At 57.1% G+C, this 21,679-nt stretch carries 18 protein-coding genes and 7 pseudogenes; 16 read left to right on the top strand and 9 right to left on the bottom strand.

The window, feature by feature from the left end; genetic code table 11:
- The first annotated feature begins 11 nt into the window (after nt 1-11).
- Nucleotides 12-768: pseudogene (locus CCGE525_RS36335) on the top strand (SDR family NAD(P)-dependent oxidoreductase).
- Nucleotides 769-1,405: 637 nt separating this feature from the next.
- Here the strand turns inward: CCGE525_RS36335 and CCGE525_RS36330 are convergent.
- Nucleotides 1,406-1,681 carry a hypothetical protein gene (locus CCGE525_RS36330; RefSeq protein WP_120709098.1) on the bottom strand — a complete coding sequence of 92 codons (276 nt, stop codon included), beginning with the start codon at nt 1,679-1,681 and terminating at the stop codon, nt 1,406-1,408.
- A gap of 269 nt (nt 1,682-1,950) precedes the next feature.
- On the opposite strand from CCGE525_RS36330, the gene CCGE525_RS36320 reads away from it, so the two are divergent.
- The 9 genes and pseudogenes from CCGE525_RS36320 (at nt 1,951) to CCGE525_RS36280 (ending at nt 12,870) form a co-directional block, all read left to right on the top strand.
- Nucleotides 1,951-2,730 (top strand): hypothetical protein, encoded by a 780-nt coding sequence (locus CCGE525_RS36320; RefSeq protein ID WP_245472423.1) that lies wholly within the window; start codon nt 1,951-1,953, stop codon nt 2,728-2,730.
- A gap of 62 nt (nt 2,731-2,792) precedes the next feature.
- Nucleotides 2,793-3,749 (top strand): S8/S53 family peptidase, encoded by a 957-nt coding sequence (locus tag CCGE525_RS38675; protein WP_162950437.1) that lies wholly within the window; start codon nt 2,793-2,795, stop codon nt 3,747-3,749.
- 65 nt (nt 3,750-3,814) lie between these two features.
- Nucleotides 3,815-4,047: pseudogene (locus CCGE525_RS36310) on the top strand (hotdog family protein); the annotation flags it as partial.
- Nucleotides 4,048-4,483: 436 nt separating this feature from the next.
- Complete coding sequence (glmS, locus tag CCGE525_RS36305) at nt 4,484-6,310, top strand: glutamine--fructose-6-phosphate transaminase (isomerizing) (protein WP_120709095.1); 1,827 nt, start codon at nt 4,484-4,486, stop codon at nt 6,308-6,310.
- A gap of 70 nt (nt 6,311-6,380) precedes the next feature.
- Complete coding sequence (gene msuE, locus CCGE525_RS36300; protein WP_120709094.1) at nt 6,381-6,911, top strand: FMN reductase; 531 nt, start codon at nt 6,381-6,383, stop codon at nt 6,909-6,911.
- 426 nt (nt 6,912-7,337) lie between these two features.
- Nucleotides 7,338-8,411 carry an efflux RND transporter periplasmic adaptor subunit gene (locus CCGE525_RS36295; protein ID WP_120709093.1) on the top strand — a complete coding sequence of 358 codons (1,074 nt, stop codon included), beginning with the start codon at nt 7,338-7,340 and terminating at the stop codon, nt 8,409-8,411.
- Nucleotides 8,411-11,581, top strand: coding sequence for an efflux RND transporter permease subunit (locus CCGE525_RS36290; RefSeq protein WP_120709092.1), 3,171 nt, complete (start codon nt 8,411-8,413; stop codon nt 11,579-11,581). The genes CCGE525_RS36295 and CCGE525_RS36290 overlap by 1 nt, the downstream gene beginning before the upstream one ends.
- A 165-nt stretch (nt 11,582-11,746) precedes the next feature.
- The gene (locus tag CCGE525_RS38670) at nt 11,747-12,184 is read left to right on the top strand and encodes an antitoxin Xre/MbcA/ParS toxin-binding domain-containing protein (protein WP_245472420.1); all 438 of its coding nucleotides are present in this window, start codon (nt 11,747-11,749) and stop codon (nt 12,182-12,184) included.
- 77 nt (nt 12,185-12,261) lie between these two features.
- Nucleotides 12,262-12,870: an RES family NAD+ phosphorylase gene (locus CCGE525_RS36280; protein ID WP_425375938.1), complete on the top strand. Its 609-nt coding sequence runs from the start codon at nt 12,262-12,264 to the stop codon at nt 12,868-12,870.
- A gap of 223 nt (nt 12,871-13,093) precedes the next feature.
- On the opposite strand, the gene CCGE525_RS36275 is transcribed toward CCGE525_RS36280, so the two are convergent.
- From CCGE525_RS36275 to CCGE525_RS36265, 3 genes are all read right to left on the bottom strand, one after another.
- Nucleotides 13,094-13,711 (bottom strand): hypothetical protein, encoded by a 618-nt coding sequence (locus CCGE525_RS36275; protein WP_120709090.1) that lies wholly within the window; start codon nt 13,709-13,711, stop codon nt 13,094-13,096.
- 62 nt (nt 13,712-13,773) lie between these two features.
- On the bottom strand, nt 13,774-14,007 hold the full coding sequence (locus CCGE525_RS36270) for a hypothetical protein (protein WP_245472417.1): 234 nt from the start codon (nt 14,005-14,007) through the stop codon (nt 13,774-13,776).
- Nucleotides 14,008-14,216: 209 nt separating this feature from the next.
- Nucleotides 14,217-14,393 carry a hypothetical protein gene (locus tag CCGE525_RS36265; RefSeq protein WP_425375937.1) on the bottom strand — a complete coding sequence of 59 codons (177 nt, stop codon included), beginning with the start codon at nt 14,391-14,393 and terminating at the stop codon, nt 14,217-14,219.
- A 235-nt stretch (nt 14,394-14,628) separates the two neighbouring features.
- On the opposite strand from CCGE525_RS36265, the gene CCGE525_RS36260 reads away from it, so the two are divergent.
- The 3 genes from CCGE525_RS36260 to CCGE525_RS36250 all read left to right on the top strand — a co-directional run bounded on the left by CCGE525_RS36260 (nt 14,629) and on the right by CCGE525_RS36250 (nt 17,058).
- On the top strand, nt 14,629-15,195 hold the full coding sequence (locus CCGE525_RS36260) for a DUF5710 domain-containing protein (protein WP_120709089.1): 567 nt from the start codon (nt 14,629-14,631) through the stop codon (nt 15,193-15,195).
- A gap of 589 nt (nt 15,196-15,784) precedes the next feature.
- Complete coding sequence (locus CCGE525_RS36255) at nt 15,785-16,474, top strand: hypothetical protein (protein WP_245472415.1); 690 nt, start codon at nt 15,785-15,787, stop codon at nt 16,472-16,474.
- Nucleotides 16,471-17,058, top strand: coding sequence for an RES family NAD+ phosphorylase (locus CCGE525_RS36250; protein ID WP_120709088.1), 588 nt, complete (start codon nt 16,471-16,473; stop codon nt 17,056-17,058). The genes CCGE525_RS36255 and CCGE525_RS36250 overlap by 4 nt, the downstream gene beginning before the upstream one ends.
- A 199-nt stretch (nt 17,059-17,257) precedes the next feature.
- On the opposite strand, the gene CCGE525_RS36245 is transcribed toward CCGE525_RS36250, so the two are convergent.
- A complete protein-coding gene (locus tag CCGE525_RS36245) occupies nt 17,258-18,199 on the bottom strand; it encodes an aldose epimerase family protein (RefSeq protein ID WP_120709087.1) in 942 nt (313 codons plus the stop codon).
- A gap of 89 nt (nt 18,200-18,288) precedes the next feature.
- Between CCGE525_RS36245 and CCGE525_RS36240 the strand changes: the two genes are divergently transcribed.
- Nucleotides 18,289-18,537 carry a hypothetical protein gene (locus CCGE525_RS36240; protein ID WP_120709086.1) on the top strand — a complete coding sequence of 83 codons (249 nt, stop codon included), beginning with the start codon at nt 18,289-18,291 and terminating at the stop codon, nt 18,535-18,537.
- Nucleotides 18,538-18,554: 17 nt separating this feature from the next.
- On the opposite strand, the pseudogene CCGE525_RS36230 reads toward CCGE525_RS36240, so the two are convergent.
- The 3 genes and pseudogenes from CCGE525_RS36230 to CCGE525_RS36220 all read right to left on the bottom strand — a co-directional run bounded on the left by CCGE525_RS36230 (nt 18,555) and on the right by CCGE525_RS36220 (nt 20,864).
- Nucleotides 18,555-19,682 (bottom strand): annotated as a pseudogene (locus CCGE525_RS36230) (IS3 family transposase).
- 89 nt (nt 19,683-19,771) lie between these two features.
- A pseudogene (locus CCGE525_RS36225) lies at nt 19,772-20,080 on the bottom strand (nucleotidyl transferase AbiEii/AbiGii toxin family protein); the annotation flags it as partial.
- Nucleotides 20,067-20,864, bottom strand: coding sequence for a type IV toxin-antitoxin system AbiEi family antitoxin domain-containing protein (locus CCGE525_RS36220; protein ID WP_120709085.1), 798 nt, complete (start codon nt 20,862-20,864; stop codon nt 20,067-20,069). The pseudogene CCGE525_RS36225 and the gene CCGE525_RS36220, both read right to left, overlap by 14 nt.
- Nucleotides 20,865-21,125: 261 nt before the next feature.
- Here CCGE525_RS36220 and CCGE525_RS39765 point away from each other — a divergent pair.
- Nucleotides 21,126-21,342 (top strand): annotated as a pseudogene (locus CCGE525_RS39765) (hypothetical protein); the annotation flags it as partial.
- A 129-nt stretch (nt 21,343-21,471) separates the two neighbouring features.
- A pseudogene (locus tag CCGE525_RS36215) lies at nt 21,472-21,555 on the top strand (nucleotidyl transferase AbiEii/AbiGii toxin family protein); the annotation flags it as partial.
- Here the strand turns inward: CCGE525_RS36215 and CCGE525_RS36210 are convergent.
- Nucleotides 21,552-21,656, bottom strand: a pseudogene (locus CCGE525_RS36210) (IS630 family transposase); the annotation flags it as partial. The pseudogenes CCGE525_RS36215 and CCGE525_RS36210 overlap by 4 nt on opposite strands.
- Between the last annotated feature and the right edge of the window lie 23 nt (nt 21,657-21,679).

Below are 21,679 nucleotides of genomic sequence, written 5' to 3'. Positions count from 1 at the left end.
AGGAAATTTCGATGAAGAGGTTTGTAGGGAAGGTCGCCGTCGTCACGGGAGCAGGGGGCGGCATAGGATCGGCAATCGCGGGCAGGCTGGCATCCGAGGGCGCGCTCGTTGTCGTGACCGACGTTAACGTCGAGGCGGCGGCGCACGTCGCCAGCAAGATCGACGCGGCGGGCGGAACGGCGGTTGCGATCGGGGCGGACATCTCGAAGAAGGAGGAATGTTTCGAGCTCGTGGCGAAGTCGTTCGAGCTGAAAGGCCGACTGGACGTCCTCGTCAATAACGCAGGGATCAATCGACGCGGCAATCTGCTGTCGCTCTCCGATGAGGATTGGAAGGCAAGCTTCACTGTCAACCTGGATTCGATGTTCCATTTGTGCCGGGCAGCGCTTCCCCACATGATACAGGCTGGCGGCGGCGCGATCGTGAATACCGCATCGCAATGGGGCCTTCATCCCGCGCCGAACCACATTGCCTACAACACCACAAAGGCCGCGGTAGCTGGGTTCACTCAGAACCTTGCGAGGGACTACGCACCCGACAAGGTGCGCGTAAACGCTGTCTGCCCCGGAGAAATCCATACGCCTATGCTCGAAGCCGGAGTTACGCGCTCCGGCCGGACGATCGCTGACCTCGACAAGCTCGTTCCCTTTGGGCGCATCGGGAAACCGGAAGAGGTGGCGGCCCTCGTCGCGTTTCTTGCGTCGGAGGAGGCCGCCTTCATGTGCGGCTCTCTGGTGGAGATCACGGGAAGCCCAGGCGGTTGCGTGACCGCCGCTCCTGCGGTCTGGATAGGGATATACGAAGAAAAAGACCAGCCGCAGATTATTGCCGCCTGGCCCATATGCGTATCCCGCCTATTGATCTCATCCGATGACGCCCCACACTGCGGAATAAAAAGCGGCGGAAATGTTGTTTCACACACCGATAAGATGTTTAAAAATGACCGTAGATATGCGCCTATGACGTGTATCGCATCGAGCAGATATGACATCCGTTTTTGTTGGGTAACGGTACAAGCTCTTGTTGCGTGATTACCGATCGAAATCGGGCGTAGCCGAGCGTTCTCGCCGATAACCCGTGCCATACCTCCGGTCCGCTAGCGAAGCGACACGAACGGAGGGCCAGCCGGGCAAAAACATTCAATTTAGAGCTGATGTCTTCTTCTAGTGGGGATCTAAAGACATGAGGGTTGCAATCCCGCACGAAGAGGAAGGCTCAGCACAATGGGCCGGGCAAGTGGGTCCTGGGTCGAGCCGGCATCATTATGATGCTATTGCATTCCCGGGCCATTTTACAGGCGATGAATCGAGTAGCCGATCCATTTTCCCTTGGCTTGGTTGCCAAATAGCGCTGCAACCGCAATACTCGCGTACTCGCGTACTCGCGTACTCGCGTACTCGCGGGATCAGTTGGCTGATGTGTCGAGATTAATGATGTCTCCCCTTGCCCAGCTTTCGGCGAGGCTCATCAGAAAATCCATCTCCCGTCTCAGCCTAACCGTTCGACTCACATCGTTTGCATGCTCGCTTTCAGCGCAGACGTGGTAAAACTCTCCGACCGCAATTCCTGCCGCTTTGCGCTTTTCTTCGAGCGACGATTTCAAATCGGCAAGCTCTTTCTTCACGCTAAAATAGCGCCGCATAACAGCGAGCAAACGTACATCGTTGTCTATAACATTCATATTAGCATCTTCCGCAATACGACGGCCTAGGGAGAAACAGATTCGCGCATTTTTGTCACCCATCTTGCGGGAGGGAATCAATGAAAAAGCCGTTGACGGACGTGCACACAATAGGTTCGCTCGCGCTCAGTATCATCAAAACCATTCCAATTGTGTCGGCTTTGTCGATTTCTCGACAGAGCTTCGTTTGGCGAACTCCTTGCCCTTCTTTTCTAAGCTAATGAAAGCAAAGGCAGACGCTTCCTGACCAATCTTGCGTTAAAGTTGGCATGAATTTTGATGCCAGTCACCGAGATGCAGCGAGAGCTGTTTACTCGGAAAGAGCCGAGAAATGTCTCAATGAGACGGAACGACTGGAGATAAGTGATATTGCTGAGAATGATTGCGTTGTCCGTTGTCGCCCATGCTTTCGCGGTTATTGCCATCGGGTGTTTGCCCAAGAAGTGCCCTCCAACAATAGTGCGCCAATCGGTTGTGCGATGAATTCACGGTGCCCAAAATATGTGTTGTGGGCAGGTTTGGCACTTCTGGCGATGGCATTTTTCGCAATGACTGCCAATGGACAAGAGACCAGCCTCGTCGGTATCAACCGGGGGTCAGACCTAACCACCATCGCCCGTCGTCTTGAACGCGGCGGATACGAGCTGACGAATGGCACATGGGTGCCGTTAAGCAAGATGTACCATAGCAACTGGGTCGACATGCAATTCGAAATGTTGACCCAGCTGTCCGACGATTTCGGTCTGCTGTGGGGCGCAAGCACAGGTCAGCGTGCCGAAAAGGTCCGAATCGACCCAGATGTGCAACTCGGCTTCATTGTACAAAAGCGGCCGACGCCCTCCACGACGCTTACTTTCACGGCCAATTCGATCTTGGGTGGTGACCTGACGGAACAACCGTGTACCGCCAGCTACCGACTTGGCGGCGTTCAAAAGGTAAATTGCCGCTTGGCGGCTTCCGAACTACCGGTAGCGGACACCCTAAAACATTTGGTGAAACTCCATCCGAGCCGACTGAAACTCAGTCTCTGGTTCAGAGGTCAGTTCTAGCGATGATGAAAGGTGTGGGCGGCAGATTTGGTAACGAAGAACAATGCAGACAGGAGGTTAGTATGCAGAAATCACTATTATTCCCTATAGCGTTCCTTAGCGGTCTCGTTATGTGCCTGCTGGCAGCAACAGGTTTTGCCGGCGAGCTTGGCGCCCATGTCAAAGGAAAGGCCGACACACCAACCATGGAAGGCAGCGCCTCGGCGTGCGCACAAAATGCCGACAACACCTTTTGCTGGATGAGTCCGGATATTGGGCAAGCCTGGGCGTCAGGCTATACAGGTTCAGGCGTATCGATAACGATCGTGGATGATTTCAGATCCTCGGATATGGTAGATGGCGATCTCGGTCGTGGCCCACAAAGACAGCGGCATGGCGAATGGGTCTTTGAGGAAGCGGGCATGGTGGCGCCTGGTGCGAACATGTTCCGGAATGCATACATCCAAGAGGCCCCGATCGCGCTGCACGACGGCCTCAATGTCATCAACTTGAGCTACAGCTATCCGGAGCCAGTGAGCCGGTCTCCACTTGAGCAATCGATTGTCGATGCAGCTCGGGTGGGCAATGCGGTCGTCGCAAAGTCTGCCGGCAACGATGGCATACCAATGGGCACCGTGAACAGTAAAGGGGATGCTGATTATCTAGCCGTCAGCCTGTTTGGAACGCCATCGACAATCTTTGTGGGTGCGCTCGACCACAATGGTACTCCCGAGAATAAGGCATCGTTGGCCTCCTATTCGAATTATGCCGGTTCGAATCCGCAGGTGCAGAACCAGTTCCTGACGGTTGGTGTCGAAGGCGACAAAACTGGACTGTTCGGAACATCTCATGGGGTACCCGTGATTTCGGGCTATTCCGCTATCCTTGGCAACAAGTTCCCGTCGGCGACGCCGACACAGATCGCCAATCAGTTGCTGGATACAGCCAGGACTGACACACTCGTCAACTATAACGCGGCGACCTACGGCCGCGGCGAGGCTAGCCTTTCGAGGGCACTGGCACCCGATTGGATCAGGTAAACAAAGAGCCAAAGTTACCTGCGAGGCGTTGAGTGCCATCAAATCGCCTCGCAATCCGAGAGTAGACGCTGGGCATTAATTGCGGCTTCAACAAGGTGCGGTTCATGGCACCGGTCAAGAGCCCGCAGGCGTGCGCGGTCGCTTCACCACAGCCGAGGCGCGCCTCCGCGGCGCCGGCATGCTGATGGTCACCGATGAAGCAACGGTGGAGATCGAGGGTGAAGGAAAGCTGGCGCTGAGTGCGATTTGGCAGACAATCGTTAAATTCGAACCCAAGAACCTGACTGGTTTTGTCTAAGGCGGCGGCCCCGGCATCCCGGCAAAGACCTGTGTTCTCAGGGAAAGAAACCTGGAGCCGTCGCTGGCTGCACCTGCAAAGGACGCCTTCTGAGTGAAATTGCTGCGGCCAGATGATGCGCCGGATCGTCCTGCGTGTTCCGCAAGCCGAATTTCAACATGGGTCCAAACCGCGGAAACTCGCGCGGCCAATCCATGGCGTGGATAGGTATGATCCAAAAAATCAATTTTTCCAATCGGCCGAGTGCCATTAGAAAACGCTGAATTTGACCGAAATCAAGCGTGGCACCACGACAATTCTTGCCATGGATTTTGCCAGCGCGTTGAAGGAATGATCGCCGGTCATGGCGATCCGAGAGTGATTGTAGCTTCGCTCACTCCAGCTTGACGGAGTATGTGAGCGCCGTGACCGACATGCGAAGAAGCGCGGAGAGGGTATGTGCGGGATTGTGGGTATTGTCGGCCATCAGCCGGTTTCGGAACGGCTGGTAGACGCGTTGAAGCGCCTTGAATATCGTGGCTACGATTCGGCAGGCGTCGCGACTATCGACGGTGGAGCGCTCCATCGCCGGCGCTGCGAGGGCAAGCTCGTCAATCTCGAGGCCAAGCTGAAAGAACAGCCTCTGGCGGGCACAATCGGCATTGCCCATACGCGCTGGGCAACCCATGGCGCGCCGACGGAGCGCAATGCCCACCCGCATTTTACAGACGGCATCGCGGTCGTCCACAACGGGATCATCGAGAATTTTGCCGAATTGAAGGATGAACTGACCGCGGCCGGCGCCGAGTTCCAAACCGACACCGACACAGAGGTCATCGCGCATCTCGTGGCAAGATTTCGCCGGGGCGGCATGGGCCGGCGGGAGGCCGTGCATGCGATGCTGAAGCGCGTCAGGGGCGCTTATGCGCTGGCTCTGCTCTTCGAGGACGACCCTTCAACCATCATGACTGCGCGCAATGGTCCGCCGCTCGCAATCGGTCACGGCGTCGACGAGATGTTCCTTGGGTCGGATGCGATTGCGCTGGCGCCCTTCACCAACGAGATCACCTACCTGATCGATGGCGATTGGGCGGTCATCGGCAAGACTGCCGTGCATATCTTCGATATCGACGGCAAGTCCGTGACCCGACCGCGGCAAGTCTCGATGGCGGCGGCCCATCCGATCGACAAAGGCAACTATCGCCATTTCATGGAGAAGGAAATTTACGACCAGCCGGAGGCCATCTCCGATACCCTGAGCCACTACATCAACTTCCTCGACAATCGCGTGGTCGAGGTTTCGGGCGACATCGCCTTCGCCAACGTTCAAAGCCTGGCGATCTCCGCCTGCGGCACTGCCTATCTGGCCGGGCTGATCGGCAAGTACTGGTTCGAGCGCTATGCGCGTCTGCCGGTCGAAATCGACGTTGCGTCAGAATTCCGGTACCGCGAAATCCCGCTCTCGCCACAAGCGGCTGCTCTCTTCATCTCACAATCGGGCGAGACAGCCGATACGCTTGCTTGCCTACGCTATTGCAAGGAGCACGGGTTGAAGACCGGTGCGGTTGTCAACACCCGCGAATCCACGATAGCGCGGGAGTCCGACGCTGTGTTCCCGATCTTCGCCGGACCGGAGATCGGCGTCGCGTCCACAAAGGCCTTCACCTGCCAACTCGCCATCCTGGCAGCGCTCGCAGTTGCTGCGGGCAGGGCGCGTGGCGCCGTCACGGAGAAGGAGGAACAGATACTGGTCGAACGCCTTGCCGAGATGCCGCGCGTCATGGCGCAAGTGCTCGACAGCATCCAACCAAAGATCGAGCGTCTGTCGCGTGAATTGGCAAAGTGCCGCGCCGTGCTTTATCTCGGCCGCGGCACGAGCTTCCCCCTGGCCATGGAAGGCGCGCTGAAGCTGAAGGAGACTTCCTATATCCACGCGCAAGGGTATGCTGCCGGCGAATTGAAACACGGTCCGATTGCTCTCGTCGACGAGAACATGCCGGTTATCGTGATTGCACCGCACGACCGCTTTTTCGATAAGACTGTTTCAAACATGCAGGAGGTCGCGGCCCGCGGCGGACGGATCATCTTGATCACTGACGAGAAGGGCGCTGCCGCCTTGAAGCTCGACACGATGCATACAATCGTTCTTCCGAATGTGCACGAGATCATTGCGCCGATGATCTTCTCGCTGCCGGTTCAATTGCTCGCCTATCATACGGCCGTATTTGTGGGCACGGACGTCGATCAGCCGCGCAACCTGGCGAAATCAGTTACCGTCGAATAGGCGGCCATTTCCGTAAGAGACGAATGACAGAGTGAGATGGCTATAGCCGCTCAGCATTTGGGAGATCGACATGCCGCAAACGAAGATACTAGGCTTTTCGGGGAACATAACACGTCCGTCCACGACGCGCTCATTCGTCGACCATATCGTTGCGCAACTGGCAATCAAAACGGGAGCGTCTTCGCTGTCCTTCGATGTCAACGACCTTGGACCTTCACTGTTGAAAGCCAGGCGGTTAGACGACCTCACCGCTGACGCGCGCTGCGTGGTGGACCAGATGCTCGAGGCCGATGCCCTGGTCGTAGGCTCACCCACCTACAAGGGCAGTTACACCGGCCTATTTAAGCATTACTTCGATTTGCTCGACCCAACATCGCTGAGAGGCAAGCCGATCATCATCGCTGCAACGGGCGGAGGCGAACGTCATTCGCTTGTTGTCGAGCATCAGTTGCGCCCTCTGTTCGGCTTCTTTGAAGCGCTTGCGATGCCGACCGCAATCTATGCCACCCGTAAGGATTTCGCCGACGGGGAGGTGATTTCCGAGCCCATCCGCATGCGCGTAGGCCGGGCCGTTGAGGAAGCAGCCCGCGCGATCGGATGAGCAGATGCAGCAAACGTCGCCGAGATAGGCCCTATTACCCCGGGCGAACTTTGCGAGGCGATTTTATGGCACTCAACGCCTCGCAAGCAACCTTGGCTGTTTTTTTAGCTGATCCAATCGGGTGCCAGTGCCCTCGAAAGGCTAGCCTCGCCGCGGCCGTAGGTCGTCGGGTTCTAGCTGGTGAGTGTGTCGGTCCCGGCTGTATCCAGCAATTGATTGGCGATCTGTACCGCTGTCGCCGACGAGAATTTGCCGCCCGGAATGGCGCGATAGCCGGAAATCAGTGGTGCCGCAAAAATGGCTCAAACAGTTCAGTTTTGTCACTTTCGACGCCGTCAGACTTTTCTACTTTGCACCATGGCCGACATTCCAACTTTTAACACCACAGTTGCGCGCGGATGCCGGTGAACTGCGAGGAATTGCCAGTTGAGAAAGCCGTATATCCTACTTGCCGCCGTCCTTGTCTGTGCAGCACTCCAGTTTCCTTCCCGCAATGGCATGGCCGAACAGGCCGGCGCACCCGCGCTCACCGTCTCCCTGGCGCAACCCGGGCAAAGGGATTGGCCGGAGACCGTTCCGGCGAGCGGCTGGCTGAAGCCATGGCAGGATGCAATCATCGCCTCGGAAACGAGCGGCCTGCGCATCACGGACGTTCTGGTCGATGTCGGATCTGTGGTGAAGAAGGGGCAGACGCTGGTGCGGCTATCGCAGGACAGCGTTCTGGCCGAGTTTCGCAAACAGGAAGCTGCAGTCGTGACGGCCAAGGCAAATCTCGCCAAAGCCACGGCCAACGCAGACCGGGCGCGGCAGTTGCGGTCTTCCGGTGCTGTCTCCGCTGAGAAAATCACCGAATATTTTGCCGATGAGCAAACCGCAACTGCGAGCCTCGCATCCGAAGAGGCGGCGCTCGACGGTGCAAAGATCAAGCTTGCGCAGACAACGATTACGGCCGTGGACGACGGTCTGATAACGTCGCGTTCCGCTAACCTCGGCGCGGTCGTTTCCACCGGCACCGAGCTATTTCGCTTGGTTCGCCAGCAGCGGGTCGAATGGCAGGCGGAAGTGTCGGCTCGCCACCTTCCAAGGATTTCGGAAGGCCTGAAGGCGACGATTAACGGGCCCGACGGTCTCCAAATTGAAGGCAAGGTCCGACTGGTTGGGCCTTCGGTGAGCACCGATACCAGCCGGGCGGTCGTCTATGTAGCGCTTCCCGCCGATATCCGTCCGCGGATCGGCCTTTACGTCATGGGCAACATCGAATTGCAGACCACTCCGGCGCTTACAGTTCCCGAAACGGCGATCGTGTTCCGGGACGGGATAAGCTACGTCTTCACGTCCGGCGAGGGTCAACGGGTGCGAAGGATCCGGGTAGAAACGGGCCGCCGCAACAATGGCGAAGTCGAGATCGTCGCCGGCATAGACCGGTCGTCAAAAGTCGTCACAGCGGGCGGAGCGTTTCTGTCGGACAATGACCTCGTGAAGGTTGCGGAGACACATTGATGAATTTCTCCGCGTGGTCGATCCGCAACCCCATACCGGGGATATTGCTGTTTGTGATGCTTGGATTTGGCGGGCTTTGGGCTTTCAAACAGCTGGCGGTCCAGTACTTTCCGGACATGGACCTGCCCACCATCAGCATTACCGCCACGCTCGATGGCGCGGCACCGACGCAGCTTGAGACGCAGGTTGCCCGCACAATCGAGGACAGTCTCACCTCCCTCAGCCACCTCGATCACATCATCACGACGATCACCGACGGCACCGTCTCGATCAAGGTCTCCTTCAAGCTGGAAAAGGACAGCGAAGCGGCGCTGAACGAAGTCCGCAATGCCGTCGATAGCGTAAAGGCCGCCCTGCCGGCGCAGATGGAGACGCCCAGCGTTACCAAGGCCACCGTACAGAGCTCTGCATTGGTCACCTTTGCGGTCCGCTCGGCCGATCTTGACGAGACTGAGCTGTCCTGGTTTGTCGACAACGATCTGACCAAAGCACTCCTGTCGGTCCCGGGCGTGGGGCAGGTCGACCGCATCGGCGGAGTCAGCCGCGAGGTTCACGTGGACCTCGATCCGGCGACGATGGCGTCGTTTGGTGTTACGGCAGCCACCGTGTCCTCGCAGCTCAAAGCCGTGCAGGCTGACACGTCCGGCGGCCTCGGAGAAGTTGGCGGCACACGCCAGACATTGCGCACGCTCGGCGCCGTAGCGTCGGTCGAGGCCCTGAGCGAGCTTCGAATTCCGCTCGCTAACGGGCAGCAGGTTCGCCTCGATGACGTCGCATCCGTCAAGGACAGCTTCGCCGAGCGATCCTCGACGGCATATCTCGACGGCAAACCCATAATCGCGGTCGAGATCAAGCGTTCGAACGGGTTTTCCGACAGCAGTGTCTCGGCTGACGTTGACGCGGCAATGAAAAACTTCGCAAGGGCGCATCCGAATGTGCAGATCAACCCAGTCTACAGCATGATCGGGGCAGTTCTCGATAGTTATCATGGTTCGATGCACATGCTGTATGAAGGGGCGATCCTGGCGATCGTCGTCGTCTGGCTCTTCCTCAGGGACTGGCGCGCGACGATCCTCTCGGCCGTGGCGCTGCCTCTGTCGGTCATTCCGACCTTCCTCGTCATGTATTTTGCTGGTTTCAGCCTGAACGTCGTCACCATGCTGGCGCTGTCGCTCGTCGTCGGAATCCTCGTCGACGATGCCATCGTCGAGATCGAGAACATCGCCCGCCACCTGCAGATGGGCAAACGGCCGCTCGATGCCGCGCTGGAAGCGGCCAACGAGCTCGGGCTCGCCGTCATCGCCACTACCTTCACGCTGGTGGCGGTCTTCCTGCCGACGGCGTTCATGAGCGGCATACCGGGCCTCCTGTTCCGTCAGTTCGGCATCACGGCAGCAGTCGCGGTCCTCGCCTCGCTGATAGTCGCGCGTCTGCTGACCCCGATGATGGCAGCTTATTTCATGAAGGTTCATCGGACGGAGGCAAGAAATGGCCCCATCATGCGCGGCTATATTGCGATGGTAAGGGCAGCTCTGAGACACAGGAAGACCACGGTGGCGACGACCGCCGCCGTCGTCGCACTTTCGCTTTCCATCATCCCCCTCTTAAGAACGGGATACCTGCCCGCTGCTGACGACGCACGCACGCAGATCACGCTCACCCTGCAGCCCGGTGCCACCGTCGAACAAACCGACGCCGCAACCAGGAAGGCCGCAGATATCGTCAGTAAGCTCCCCGACGTGACGCATGTCTTTACGGCTGTCGGCTCGGCATCCTCGGACGGCGGTGCGAAGGTCGCCATGAGCAGTGTCGGATCCGCCGCGATCGTCGTTACGCTGACGCCCATCTCCGAGCGCGACCGCAAGCAGTCGGAAATCGAAAACGATATTCGCCAAGCGCTTTCCGTCCTGCCTGGCGTGCGGGTCGCCGTCGGTATCGGCAACGGCACGAAGCTCGAGATCACGCTGGCCAGCGACGATGCCAGTGCGCTCGACAGCGCGAGCACGGCGATCGAGGAGCAGCTTCGGACGCTTCATGGCATTGGAGCAGTGACGTCGACTGCGTCGAGGCAAGCCCCCGAGATCCAGATCAAGCCTGATTTTACGCGCGCTGCAGCACTCGGCATAACGTCGAATGCGATCGCGAGCGCAGTGCGCGTGGCGACGAACGGAGAATATTCCTCCGATCTTCCGAAGCTCAATCTGCCACAGCGGCAGATCCCGATCGTCGTGCGCTTCAACCCCGACACACGCACGAAGCTCGACGACATCAAGAACATGCGGGTGGCGGGAACGAACGGCAATGTCGATCTCGGTTCGATTGCCGATATCCGCATTGCCGGCAGCCCGTCTGAGATCGACCGCATCGACCGCATGCGCAATGCCACGATTTCCGTTGAACTCAATGGCCGCATTCTGGGCGACGTCAACCGCGAGGCGAAGGCGCTGCCGGCGCTCCAGCACCTGCCGCCGGGCGTTACCCTGGTGGAACACGGCGAACTTCAGCGCAGTTCGGAGCTGTTCCAGAGCTTCGCCCTCGCGATGGCAATCGGCGTGTTCTGCATCTATGCGGTGCTCGTCCTGCTGTTCCACGATTTCCTGCAGCCGCTCACTCTGCTGATGGCCCTGCCGCTCTCGCTCGGCGGCGCACTGGTGCCGCTGGTGATGACTGGAACGAGCTTCTCGATGCCGGCCGTCATCGGGCTGCTCATGCTCATGGGCGTAGTAACGAAGAACTCCATCCTCCTTATCGAATACGCGATCATGTCACGTCGCCAAGGCATGTCCCGGTTCGATGCGCTCGTCGATGCCTGCCAGAAGCGAGCGCGGCCGATCGTCATGACCACCATTGCCATGGCCTCGGGCATGCTTCCGGTCGCTCTCAGCCTGACGGGCGGCGATTCGAGTTTCCGGCAGCCGATGGCCATCGTGGTGATCGGCGGGGTGATGATCTCGACACTTCTCAGCCTCATCGTCATCCCGGTCATCTTCACCTTCATCGACGATCTACACACTGCATTCAGATCGCTCGGCCGCCAGACGCGGCGACGCCACGCGACCTGCGGGCGGGAGACGGAGCTCGGTAATTTGCAAGGCGATCTGGCCGGCGACACGAAGAAATCGCCAGAGATGACCCCAGCTCTGCATAAAGTCATCGAACCCACACCTTGATCGAGGCTCGCAGGCGCTTTTTTGACTATGCGCTTTCCGTTGTCGATCAAACTTCGTCATCGGCTTTTAGGCGAGTCTTCCACTCTGTGGCTGAGTCTGGATCTTCTCTCACGCTCTTGAAGTTCTGCCATTTGGCAGTATATTTACTGTCAGATGGAGGCCGCCATGGTCGTAGCACATGCAGTTCGAGATAATGGAGTACCGCAGGCGCCTGTTAATCTCGGCGACGAAAACGCGCGCGAAAGGCTGACGCCAGCCGCTGTGTCTGGAGTTGTCCGGTTGGCTGAGATTTGGCGCCTCACCAGCGGTGAGATATGTGCCCTCCTGGGCGATGTATCGGAACGAACGTGGTTCAGAATGAAAAAAGGAGAGTGGACGGGAAGCCTCTCCCAAGACAGTTTGACAAGGGTCAGCGCCCTAATCGGAATTTTCAAGGGCCTACGGCTTTTGTTCTCGGAACCATTGGCCGATGAATGGGTGAAGCTTGCCAATAAGGGACCGCTTTTCGAAGGCCGGCGGCCGATTGACGTGATGATCGAAGGTGGCATTCCGAAACTCCTGCTCGTAAGGCGCCATATTGACGCGTTGCGAGGTGGCCTTTGATCGAGCCTGCCCGCGCAGATATCGTTCAGCGCGACACTGTCCGCCTTATATCTACCGCACGGCTCAAGGAACCCGTGTTGTTGGCTCTTGTGCCGAGCCATGGCGCGTTGGAGGATCTAGCCGAACTAGAGGGAGCGACCAGCGGCCGCCTTCAAGCCCAGCAAGGCGGGCTTTTGGATCTTGATCCCAAGGAGCTCGTCTTCGGCCGGCCAGGTCACACTTTCATCAACGCGGCGTTCACCTACACCCGCCCGGGCGGCAACCGGTTCAATGACGATGAACGCGGCGCCTGGTATTGCGCCTTCCAAGCCAAGACTGCCTTGGCTGAAGTGTCGTTTCATCTGACGCGCGAACTTGAAGCGATCAACCGTTTCGAGAACGTGACGGACTACGCGGAATTGATCGCCGACTTCGTGGGTCAATTTCACGACCTGCGAGGCACGGATTTCGCAACGGACCCTAGCCTGAGCTCGGAGCCCATGATCGCCTACCCAGCAGGGCAAGCTCTTGCGAAGTGGCTTCGTAAGGAAAAGGACAGCCCGGGGCTGATCTATCCTTCGGCCAGATCGATAGGAGGCACCTGCCTGGTAGCTTTTCACCCCTCGCTCGTCCAAAACCTGCGGCAAGGGGCAATATGGCGGCTCGAGTGGCAGGGAACACCCAGACCGGAAATAACGAGGCTTTGAGGTCAGAGGTAAAAGACACCTCGCTCCAAGACTGTGGTGACATTCAAAAACCCGGCCGTTTCTATCCGCCGCAGGCGGGGCCTCGACCCTGCGAGTGGTTAGGTAGCAAAAACCACCAGACCTGAAATGGCATTCCGACTGCCCTGGTTCCGTTGAAAAACGGAGCCTCGAATGAGTGTAGCGTACGAGTTAGGAGTCGATCTGATGGTTAACCGGCTCGCCTTCAGGCGGCGAGCGCCGCAGCCATCCGACGCAGTTCGGGCATCATCTGCGGCTCTTCAGGTTCAACGATTTCAGAGCCAATATCCATCACGATGGATTTGACCAATGTTGTCTTATTCAACGCGCTTTTCTTGATGAGTTCGTCAAATTCGTCGCCAACGCGGGGCGTCACTTTCATCGAAAGACGTTTTGTCGGGGCATCGTGCCAGCTTTTCCACTTCGCTCGATGAACCGCCGCGTTTGTGCGAAGTCGCTCGACCAGCGAATCATCACTTAGAGACCTGTGCACGAAGTAGGCGATCAGTGTTTTCCGCAGGAGTACGCCAGCAGAAGGATCAATGCGATAGGCCGCCAGGTCCAACGTATCCAGGAACGGCGCGGCCATCATCACTTCCAAGGGCCTAGAGGCAATCTCGCGAGCAACACGGATGGCTGGCGTCGACTGCGGCGGGATAGCCACAACGGTTCCACACTCGTCGCAGGTAGCCGCCATGATCTGCTTTGCCACCCCAATCCCGCTTTCGAAAGGCACGTCGTGGTAATCGAAAGTTGTCGCAACGACCTTCCGGCAATTTTCGCAGAGCGCCTTGCTCTTATCTCCAGCATACCAGATTTTCATCTTCGCCTACCTTGATGGATGTACACTTCTGAAGACCGTGTCAGGGTCAACGAAATAGAACTTTAGTACCAGCCATCTCGCTTGAGGATGTGGACTTCAACGCCCTTGAACTCATGGTGTTCAGAACTCTCATGATGCTTGCCATTGCACCTATCGATGATCTTTATCAGTTGCTTGGGGGAAATGTCGCCAGTCATCAAAGCATTCTTGTCCTCAATGCTCCCACGAGCCGAATGCTGATAAGTACCCTCCTTCAGTGCCTTGATGACGCGATACCTGACGCCCTTAAAAGCCATTTCACCTTCAATATACGAAGGTCTTCGTAAAAATCAACGGGTAAGACATGCAAAAAGCTTCGTGCTCCAAACAATCGGTACAGCGCAACCCTTAGTAAAATGAAAACGAGCAAAATCGGCACGTGGTGCAGGCCACGCTCCACGTTTGCAGAATTGCGGCGCGCATGACTTACTTGGTCAAGCGTTTAGGCCGCATTTGGTGGCCGTTGTTACCTAAAAACCAGCTCATGATTTGAATAGCTGGCGGATTTTCTTGAAGAAGGCAACCGGCGCACCGTGATGTTTCGGATAAAGCCCCAGCGCCTCGAAATTGTTGAGGCGCTTTCCGGGTGCACGAACCGCAACTGCATCAATTTGCCCGTCGGATCATCGACAAACATCAGCATGAAGCATAACCTCGCTGCCGGCTGCGAAAGTCGCTTGGCGGGGGAGAAGAGCTTCAAGGCGCCCCACAATTTCTGGCGTGGCTCGTCCCGCTCGCTCTTCACGTGGTTTCAGACTGGATACGCCGGCCAACCTGCTTTGAGAAAAGAAGGTTGTGGATTTCGGAGACAGCGACACTTCTGGACGTGATTTCTTGGCAATCTCTCCCCAACAAAAGAAGACGCAGCGGAGGTGACGGTGGTGCCCAACCCAACGCAGGAAAGCAATTGGCAGGATAGAGCTGGTGAGAATGTCTTCGAGATGTGCATTGCCAACTGCGGCCCCGGCTTCTGGATACGAAGGACGACTTGGGGCAACAGCCTTGCGCGCATTGTCGGCGTCGGGCCTATCACGCAGCCCGCGCCGTACTTTGGGAATCCATCGGTCTTGATGGATGTCTACTCGCTGAGCGGCGAGTTGAAGGACACTCTAGCGCCGGTGCCGGTTGCTGGCACCTACAAGACCTGGCGACGTATCGACCCGCCGGCCTGGACGGACGCGGGAAGCTTGAGACCGCTCGACGACCCGGCGATCGATGAGGCGCTCGCGAAACTCGACAAGCGGCGTGGCAAGCAGCCCGGCGGACGTTTTTCATACGAACCTCCTGTCGGCGTCGAGCGTACTATGCTCAAGGTGCCGTTCGCTCGGAAGGAAGAAGCGAAGGCCATCGGCGCCCGCTGGTCGTTGGCTGACAAATCCTGGTGGCTCCAGGCGGGGAATGACGCCGCCCTCGCCAAGGCGCGCAAATTGGGCTTCCTCGACTAGATCAGGGAACAGCCGATGTACGTTGTGCCGATTTGCAAAAGCGGCAACAAGGCCCATCGCGACGAATGGGGCAGTTGCGTCTGCCGGAATTGCCGCGAACGCAAGAATGCCAAGGTGAGAGAAAAAGACATTCCGCAGCGATCCCAAAACTATGCGTCCGTGCAAGCGTTGCAATTTGGTCCTCCGCGACAAGCATGGCGCCTACTAACCGCGTCATGAACTCGAACAGCGGGTCGTCATTATCCAAGTTCCATGCGAACTGCGATGCGAAAACGCTGTGATTGATGGGGGCTTCGACCTTCGCCTCGAAACCCTCCACTCGGACAGCGAGACATGTATGTTCGTCATCCGGCGTTTTCTGGCGCTTCTTTGTTGATTTCCACCCGGAATTGAGCCGGATCAGTTCCAGGTGGAAATCAACTCTTAGGACGATAACCGCTGCTTTTGATTGCAATGAGGTAATCTTCTCGGGCCATATCCTTCAAAAGCTCAGTTAGGACCGGGTTGGCGGAGCTGCCGGAGTCGACAAAGTTGACAAATTTGTCAAAGTTGCTCAAATGTCTATGTTAACTGCCAGGAGATGAGACACATGGCAGAAAAGGCAAATACAAGAGCTTCGACCATCGCAGCGAAAACGCGCGGCGCGGCAGTGCTGACAATGTTCACAATGAAGGGCGACCCCGTTAAGGCGCTCTCCGGATTCAAGCTGCCCGCCGGCGCTCATGTTGCGATCGTGTCGGCGAAACCGGAGTCCGTGAGCGCAATCAGGAAGTCGGTCCGCGGTCATGTCGCCCGGGTGACCGAGGTAATTGAGAAGGAATCAGCCACGGCGCAAGCGGATGAAAAGCCGCTGATCGACAGATCGGCGTTTGAACCGGACGCTCGCAGTCGGGCGATGCTTAAGGGCCTTCGCATTGCGCAGGAGGATCTCCGTGACGCCGGCGGCGCCTATGACCTCGATCAGGTCCGCACGCTCATGCGCGGTGTGTCGCGGCAAGCCGTCGACAAGCGGGTGCAGGCCGGTTCCCTGCTCGCTGTTCCCGGTCCGAGCAATCGTCGTAGCTATCCGACCCTGCAGTTCAATCGCGACGGCACTGTTGTGGCTGGACTCAAGGCGGTCCGAGAGGCCCTGCAGACCAGCAATCCGTGGGCAATCCTCAACTTCCTTACCAATCCTGATGCGCGGCTGGGCAATCGCAAGCCGATCGACCTGCTGAAATCCGGCAATCTCGACCTTGTGCTTGACGCCGCGAAGCGGCACGGTGAGCAGGGGGCGTGAGCGGCCCACTGCCTCCCGCCGATCTGGACCGGCGCCAACCGGAACATGTGGAACTTCAGGCAGGAGCAGTGCTCCATCGCTTCTATACGGCGAAATGGGAGCCGATCTTCTTCGACACCTCGACGCGTGGGCGGTTCAATGCACCCGATGCCTCCTACGGCGTTCTGTACGCTGCAAAGAAGATCAACGGGGCCTTCGCGGAGACATTTCTGCGCATTCCCGGCCGCACGCTGATCGATACGGACCTCCTCCATCGAAAAGCCTATGTTCGGCTGACCCTGACCAGAGAATTGAGGCTGATCCGGCTCGCCGGACCGGGCCTCGCTCGCCTCGGCGCAACAGCTGAAGTATCGCATCAGGGGTTGTCGTACGACGTGCCGCAGACTTGGTCGCAGGCGCTGGCTCGCCACCCTTTAGGTGCGGATGGCATCGCCTACCACGCCAGGCATGACGATACCGAACTCTGCTATGCGTTGTTCGACCGATCGGCCAACGCGATTGCGGAGGTGGCACGTGAGGCGGATCTCGATCGGGACTGGTTCTGGCGTATCGCTGAACGCTATGGGGTCGGGCTGGCTCCGTAACGACACAAGCCACTTTTAGTATCGATCTCAATGCAGCCGTGCTGGATCACAACGGCGATTAGACCGTATGTTCGCGATGTGAAGGCGGCCTGCCCGCGCGGTAAGCTGAATTCGGGGCGTTGCTCTGGATGTGCCAAGCCCAACTCCGCGAAGAAAAGCTGCGCCGCTGACATGCCGGATAATGCCAGTCTTTTGAGGGCTAATCTTCATGCTGCAAAAACTCAAATCGTACTCGGAATTGTTGCTCTTCTCCTGGAGCGAGATTGACATTGTATTCCCGCTCGTCAAATGGAATGCGCCTGCCCTCTATGTCACCATGACCGGTGCATGGTTCTAGCGCCAGAAAGTCCTGCTGTGGAAGAGACCATACAACCCAGTTGCGTGCATCTGGCGCGTCAATTCTGATTGTGACCTTCTCTCCAACAAGCGACAGCCTTTTACTGTTCGCATTCAAAAAACAAAGGGCTTCATTTTTGAAAAGAGTTTCATCTAGATGAAGGCGCCGTCCGCGGAACGAAATTTTCCGTTGGTCACCTCGAATTAGCCCTTGGGAAGATATGCATGGGACGAGTGGGGATTCTGATTTATCGAACTGCAGGCGCCAGCTATCTTTGCGCGAAGACAGTAACGGCCATCTAAATCCCGGATGTATTCCGATGGAATAAGGCAAGAATGCACTATAGGACGTGTTTTTTACGGAAATATCAATGTTCAGTCGACTCTCTACAATTTTGTACGTAATCCTAAAAAGAAAATAAAACGGAAACATTGTTTTCGTGAATTCATCGTCAGATGCTTCTAATGTCACCTCACTTTCTGAGCTGGAAACCACATCAAATTCCAGCATACTGACAAAGCCGTGAACGGGCATCGGATAATATTGCCCTTTTATTTCGGCAAGCGAAGACTCACTCCATCCGCATGAAGGGAACATCAGGGGACAAGTTTGGTTCCAACCTTGGGAGTCTCCCGGCCAAAGGAGGTCGTTTACACCGACCTGCCACCCAATTAGCTCTGCTCCTCTTCGGTTGATAACTGCCTGTGCAATACCGGAACGAATAACGACAGCATCATGCATGAATGTTGTTACCTTGAACCCTTCGGAATCGGCAGTCAGGCGGTCTTGGTCTTCTACAATCATCGCGCGACTGGATTAAACTGCTGTTTTTTTGACGATTGAAACGATCGGATCATGACAGGTTCCATTGGCGCCGGCGTCAGGAAACGGTGGTGGCGGTGCCGAAGGAGCAAACCGGCTGCTCATCGGCATCGACATCGCGTCTAAATTTGGCTGATCCGCGGTTTGTCGCGGACATTGTCGCCATAGAGATTATCATTAGCCTCTTCCCCGAATACGCGCTCGTTGCCGACGCGAACCTCAATCCAGTCAATGCCGTGGAGATCTCCATTGGATCATCAAGACTGGGTCATTTACTGAGTTGGCTCGGTTTGTCTGAACAGTTCCGGGCGTTTCGCTAAGTGGATTTCCGCCTCGATTATGCTGCTACCATCATCGGTGTCAGCGCGTTGAAGTAAGCCTGATCCGGCGTCTGCCGGTCAAGCGATGAATGTGGGCGTCGTTGGTTGTAAAAGCTTATATAACGACCAATTCCGGCACGAGCCTCCGGCACGCTTTTGTAGGCATGGAGATAGATCTCCTCATATTTGATCGACCGCCAGAGCCGCTCGACGAAGACGTTGTCGCGCCATGCGCCCTTGCCATCCATCGAGATTTCAATCCCGGCCTTCTTAAAAGTCAACGGAGGTGAACTGCGATCCCTGGTCGGTATTGAAGATCTCTGGCCTGCCATATCGGCAAAGAGCTTCCTCGACCGCCTCGATACAAAAAGCCGTCTCCATCGTGATCGACAGCCGCCATGAAAGCACTCGGCGACTGAACCAATCGACGACGGCGCAGAGATAGACAAAGCCCCGCGCCATGGGGACGTAGGTCAGGTCCATTGCCCATACCTGGTTGGGTCTGGTGACCGCCAGCTTCCTGAGCAGATATGGATAGACCTTGTGACCAAGTGCTGGTTTCGACGTATTCGGACGACGGTAGATCGCCTCAATGCCCATCTTCTTCATCAGCGTCGCGACGTGAAGCCGCCCCGCGACAAGCCCGTCGGCCTTCAAAAGCCCTTGCAACATGCGACTTCCGGCGAAGGGATAATCGAGATGCAGTTCGTCAATCCGCCGCATCAGAGCCAGATCGCCGTCTGACGCAGGACGCGGCGAATAATAGACGCTGCCACGGCTGAAGCCGAGAAGCTTCGCCTGGCGAACGACGGACAGTTTGTGCTCGCGATTGATCATTTCTTTCCGCTCAGCAATCCGGCTTTGCCGAGCGCACTGGATAAAAAATCATTCTCTAACGTCAGTTCCCCAATCTTGGCGTGCAGGGTTTTGACATCGACGGTCGGAGCCGCCGGTTCCGCTTTGGCGTCATCGCCGAAAACGCCCGTCGCCCCCTCAAGGAGCTGGTCTTTCCACTGCTTGATCTGATTGGCATGCACGTCGAACTGCTGGGATAATTCCACCAGCGTCTGTTCGCCCCTAATGGCGGCAAGCGCCACTTTCGCCTTGAAAGCCGGGCTATGGTTCCGGCGCGGTCGTCTTGTCATGGTATCTCCTGTTCCCGGCATCTAAGCCGAAGTCAGGCAGAAATTCCACTTATCCTTGCTGTCCAAATTTCCCGAGCCAGCTCTCTGCGTTGAACGGTCAGTTTCGTCACGATCTTCTCGCGGACGTTAATGACCTCGGTTACACGTACACCGCGCAAGCCCGCGCGGATTGCGGTGGCCATGCGCTTCATGGCCGCATCGATGGCGGCAAGCGATTCCGGCCTTCCGGCGACCGGCAGATAAGTCAGGTCGATATCGACTGACAGCCGCGGCATGTCGCGCACGAAGAGGTTTATGGCGGTGCCGCCTTTGAGGGCGAATTCTTTCTCCGCCGCCATGAACGGCATTGCGGCTATCAGGAGCGCGACCTGGTGTCGATATCGTTCAGAGAGGGGCATCGAGATCGTCCGGAACAGTTATCAGTAAGTCGGGATCAAGGCGCCCGCCTTTCACCAGAGACCGCTTGCCGGTCCCCAGATCGACCGCACTACGGTCAATCTGCTTCACCCAGGAATGCGCATGACGGGCAGCGAACCAAAAGAACAGCCGTTTCACTTTCACACTGTGGCAATCGGAAATCAGCGATTGCAGCCTCCGGGGACTGAGCGAACTGAGGCCTTCCATCAGCACATCAACCTGATGGAAACTTTCATGGGTCGGAAGTTCATCCAGCATCTCTAGCAGGGCGCGCTCCGGCGTTGAGATCGTCATTTGCCATTCCGAAGCGACCGGTACCTGTCGGAGGGTCCCTTCTTGCAGCCAAGGTTTCTCTGGCAACGACCGAAATAGCGTCGAAGATTTATGAAACAGGAACATCTGCGGCAGCGGCAGCTTTGTAAGCCATCCCTGTGGCGAGGCCATGCCATAAAGGTGAATAACAGACGGGCCTGACGCCGAAATATAGTGGCTGAAGCCTTGCAGATCGAGGGCTGTACGGCCGCCGACGGCAAGCGCGCTGCCCATTAGTGTCTGGAGTGAAACTACGACCTTTTCCCATGTGAGTTCGCCGCGAGGGCGTTTATAAGTCCCTCTAACGGGCTGAGTGAGCCATCCTGCGGCAACATACTGGCTGCGCAGACTGGTAGAATAACCGTGGCGTTCCATCCACGCCGCGTCGACCAAAAGCCCATCGGGAAGGGTTCGTTCAAGGAAGTTTAGCTTGCCGGTGTTTTGTCCAGTCATTCTTAGTAAAAGAACATAATTTTAAACCGCCGCCAAGGTTTGAATATGCTTAAGTTTGCGAAGCGTTGCTTCGCAAAATCGTTTTATTTCAAACCGTCGCTCTCAAAGAATGCTCCGGCAAGAAACCCCTATGATTCGGCTAGAAAGTAGCACCACAAAAGGTATCAATAATGCCGCAATCAACCAAAGGATTATGACCGCCGCGTAGATAGAACGCACGTTTCGACGGTCTGACGCTGGGAGAAGTGATTGGGGGACGGCGTGACCGGAAGCAACTGGCCGCGGGGGGGCGGAATGGCGGAAGTGGGACATTCATGTCCACAGCCCGGTATCGCACGGATTTAAGGGTGACTATAATCAGTTCGTCATTCAGCCTGGGAATGCCGACTGCGACGTCATTAGCATTAGCGACAATTTTTCCGTCGCGGGATGTCGGGAGACTGTTGGCCGCCTTGGCGATCCCGCTGGCGACACCGATCGCACCGAGACTACACTATCGCTAAATCTTAAGCCCGACATCAACGGCGTCGAACGCGTGCGCTACATTCCGCGGAACTATCTGGAAAAGGTCTGTTCTGAGACGGAGCCTGAAGCGTTGCGCGAAACGTGGATGTTCAAAGGCGGAACGTGCTTGAAGAAATGCTACTGCCAGACTTACCGGTTTTCGGAGGATCTCGACTTCACTCTGATGCCAATGCCGAAGCACCTGGCTGCCGCCCGGCACGACAGACCATCGCGCGTCACCGCGCCAACGACGCGCTCCCGCAGATCATCCGAAGAATGTCTCGCCATCCTGGCCGTTGGTGATGCGTACA

It is taken from the genome of Rhizobium jaguaris (assembly GCF_003627755.1).
GTDB classification, from domain to species: Bacteria; Pseudomonadota; Alphaproteobacteria; order Rhizobiales; family Rhizobiaceae; genus Rhizobium; species Rhizobium jaguaris.
The sequence above is the reverse complement of the archived record's forward strand: the minus strand, read 5'-3'. Positions and strand labels throughout refer to the sequence as shown.

Coding starts and splice junctions, on each gene's coding strand:
- CCGE525_RS36275 (WP_120709090.1), bottom strand. CDS start 13,711: ATGAAAATCTGGTATGCTGGAGATAAGAGCAAGGCGCTCTGCGAAAAT.
- CCGE525_RS38675 (WP_162950437.1), top strand. CDS start 2,793: ATGCAGAAATCACTATTATTCCCTATAGCGTTCCTTAGCGGTCTCGTT.
- CCGE525_RS36320 (WP_245472423.1), top strand. CDS start 1,951: ATGAATTTTGATGCCAGTCACCGAGATGCAGCGAGAGCTGTTTACTCG.
- CCGE525_RS36270 (WP_245472417.1), bottom strand. CDS start 14,007: ATGGCTTTTAAGGGCGTCAGGTATCGCGTCATCAAGGCACTGAAGGAG.
- CCGE525_RS36330 (WP_120709098.1), bottom strand. CDS start 1,681: ATGAATGTTATAGACAACGATGTACGTTTGCTCGCTGTTATGCGGCGC.
- CCGE525_RS36265 (WP_425375937.1), bottom strand. CDS start 14,393: ATGCTGATGTTTGTCGATGATCCGACGGGCAAATTGATGCAGTTGCGG.
- CCGE525_RS38670 (WP_245472420.1), top strand. CDS start 11,747: ATGGTCGTAGCACATGCAGTTCGAGATAATGGAGTACCGCAGGCGCCT.
- msuE (WP_120709094.1), top strand. CDS start 6,381: ATGCCGCAAACGAAGATACTAGGCTTTTCGGGGAACATAACACGTCCG.
- CCGE525_RS36245 (WP_120709087.1), bottom strand. CDS start 18,199: ATGATTGTAGAAGACCAAGACCGCCTGACTGCCGATTCCGAAGGGTTC.
- glmS (WP_120709095.1), top strand. CDS start 4,484: ATGTGCGGGATTGTGGGTATTGTCGGCCATCAGCCGGTTTCGGAACGG.
- CCGE525_RS36290 (WP_120709092.1), top strand. CDS start 8,411: ATGAATTTCTCCGCGTGGTCGATCCGCAACCCCATACCGGGGATATTG.
- CCGE525_RS36255 (WP_245472415.1), top strand. CDS start 15,785: ATGGCAGAAAAGGCAAATACAAGAGCTTCGACCATCGCAGCGAAAACG.
- CCGE525_RS36220 (WP_120709085.1), bottom strand. CDS start 20,864: ATGACTGGACAAAACACCGGCAAGCTAAACTTCCTTGAACGAACCCTT.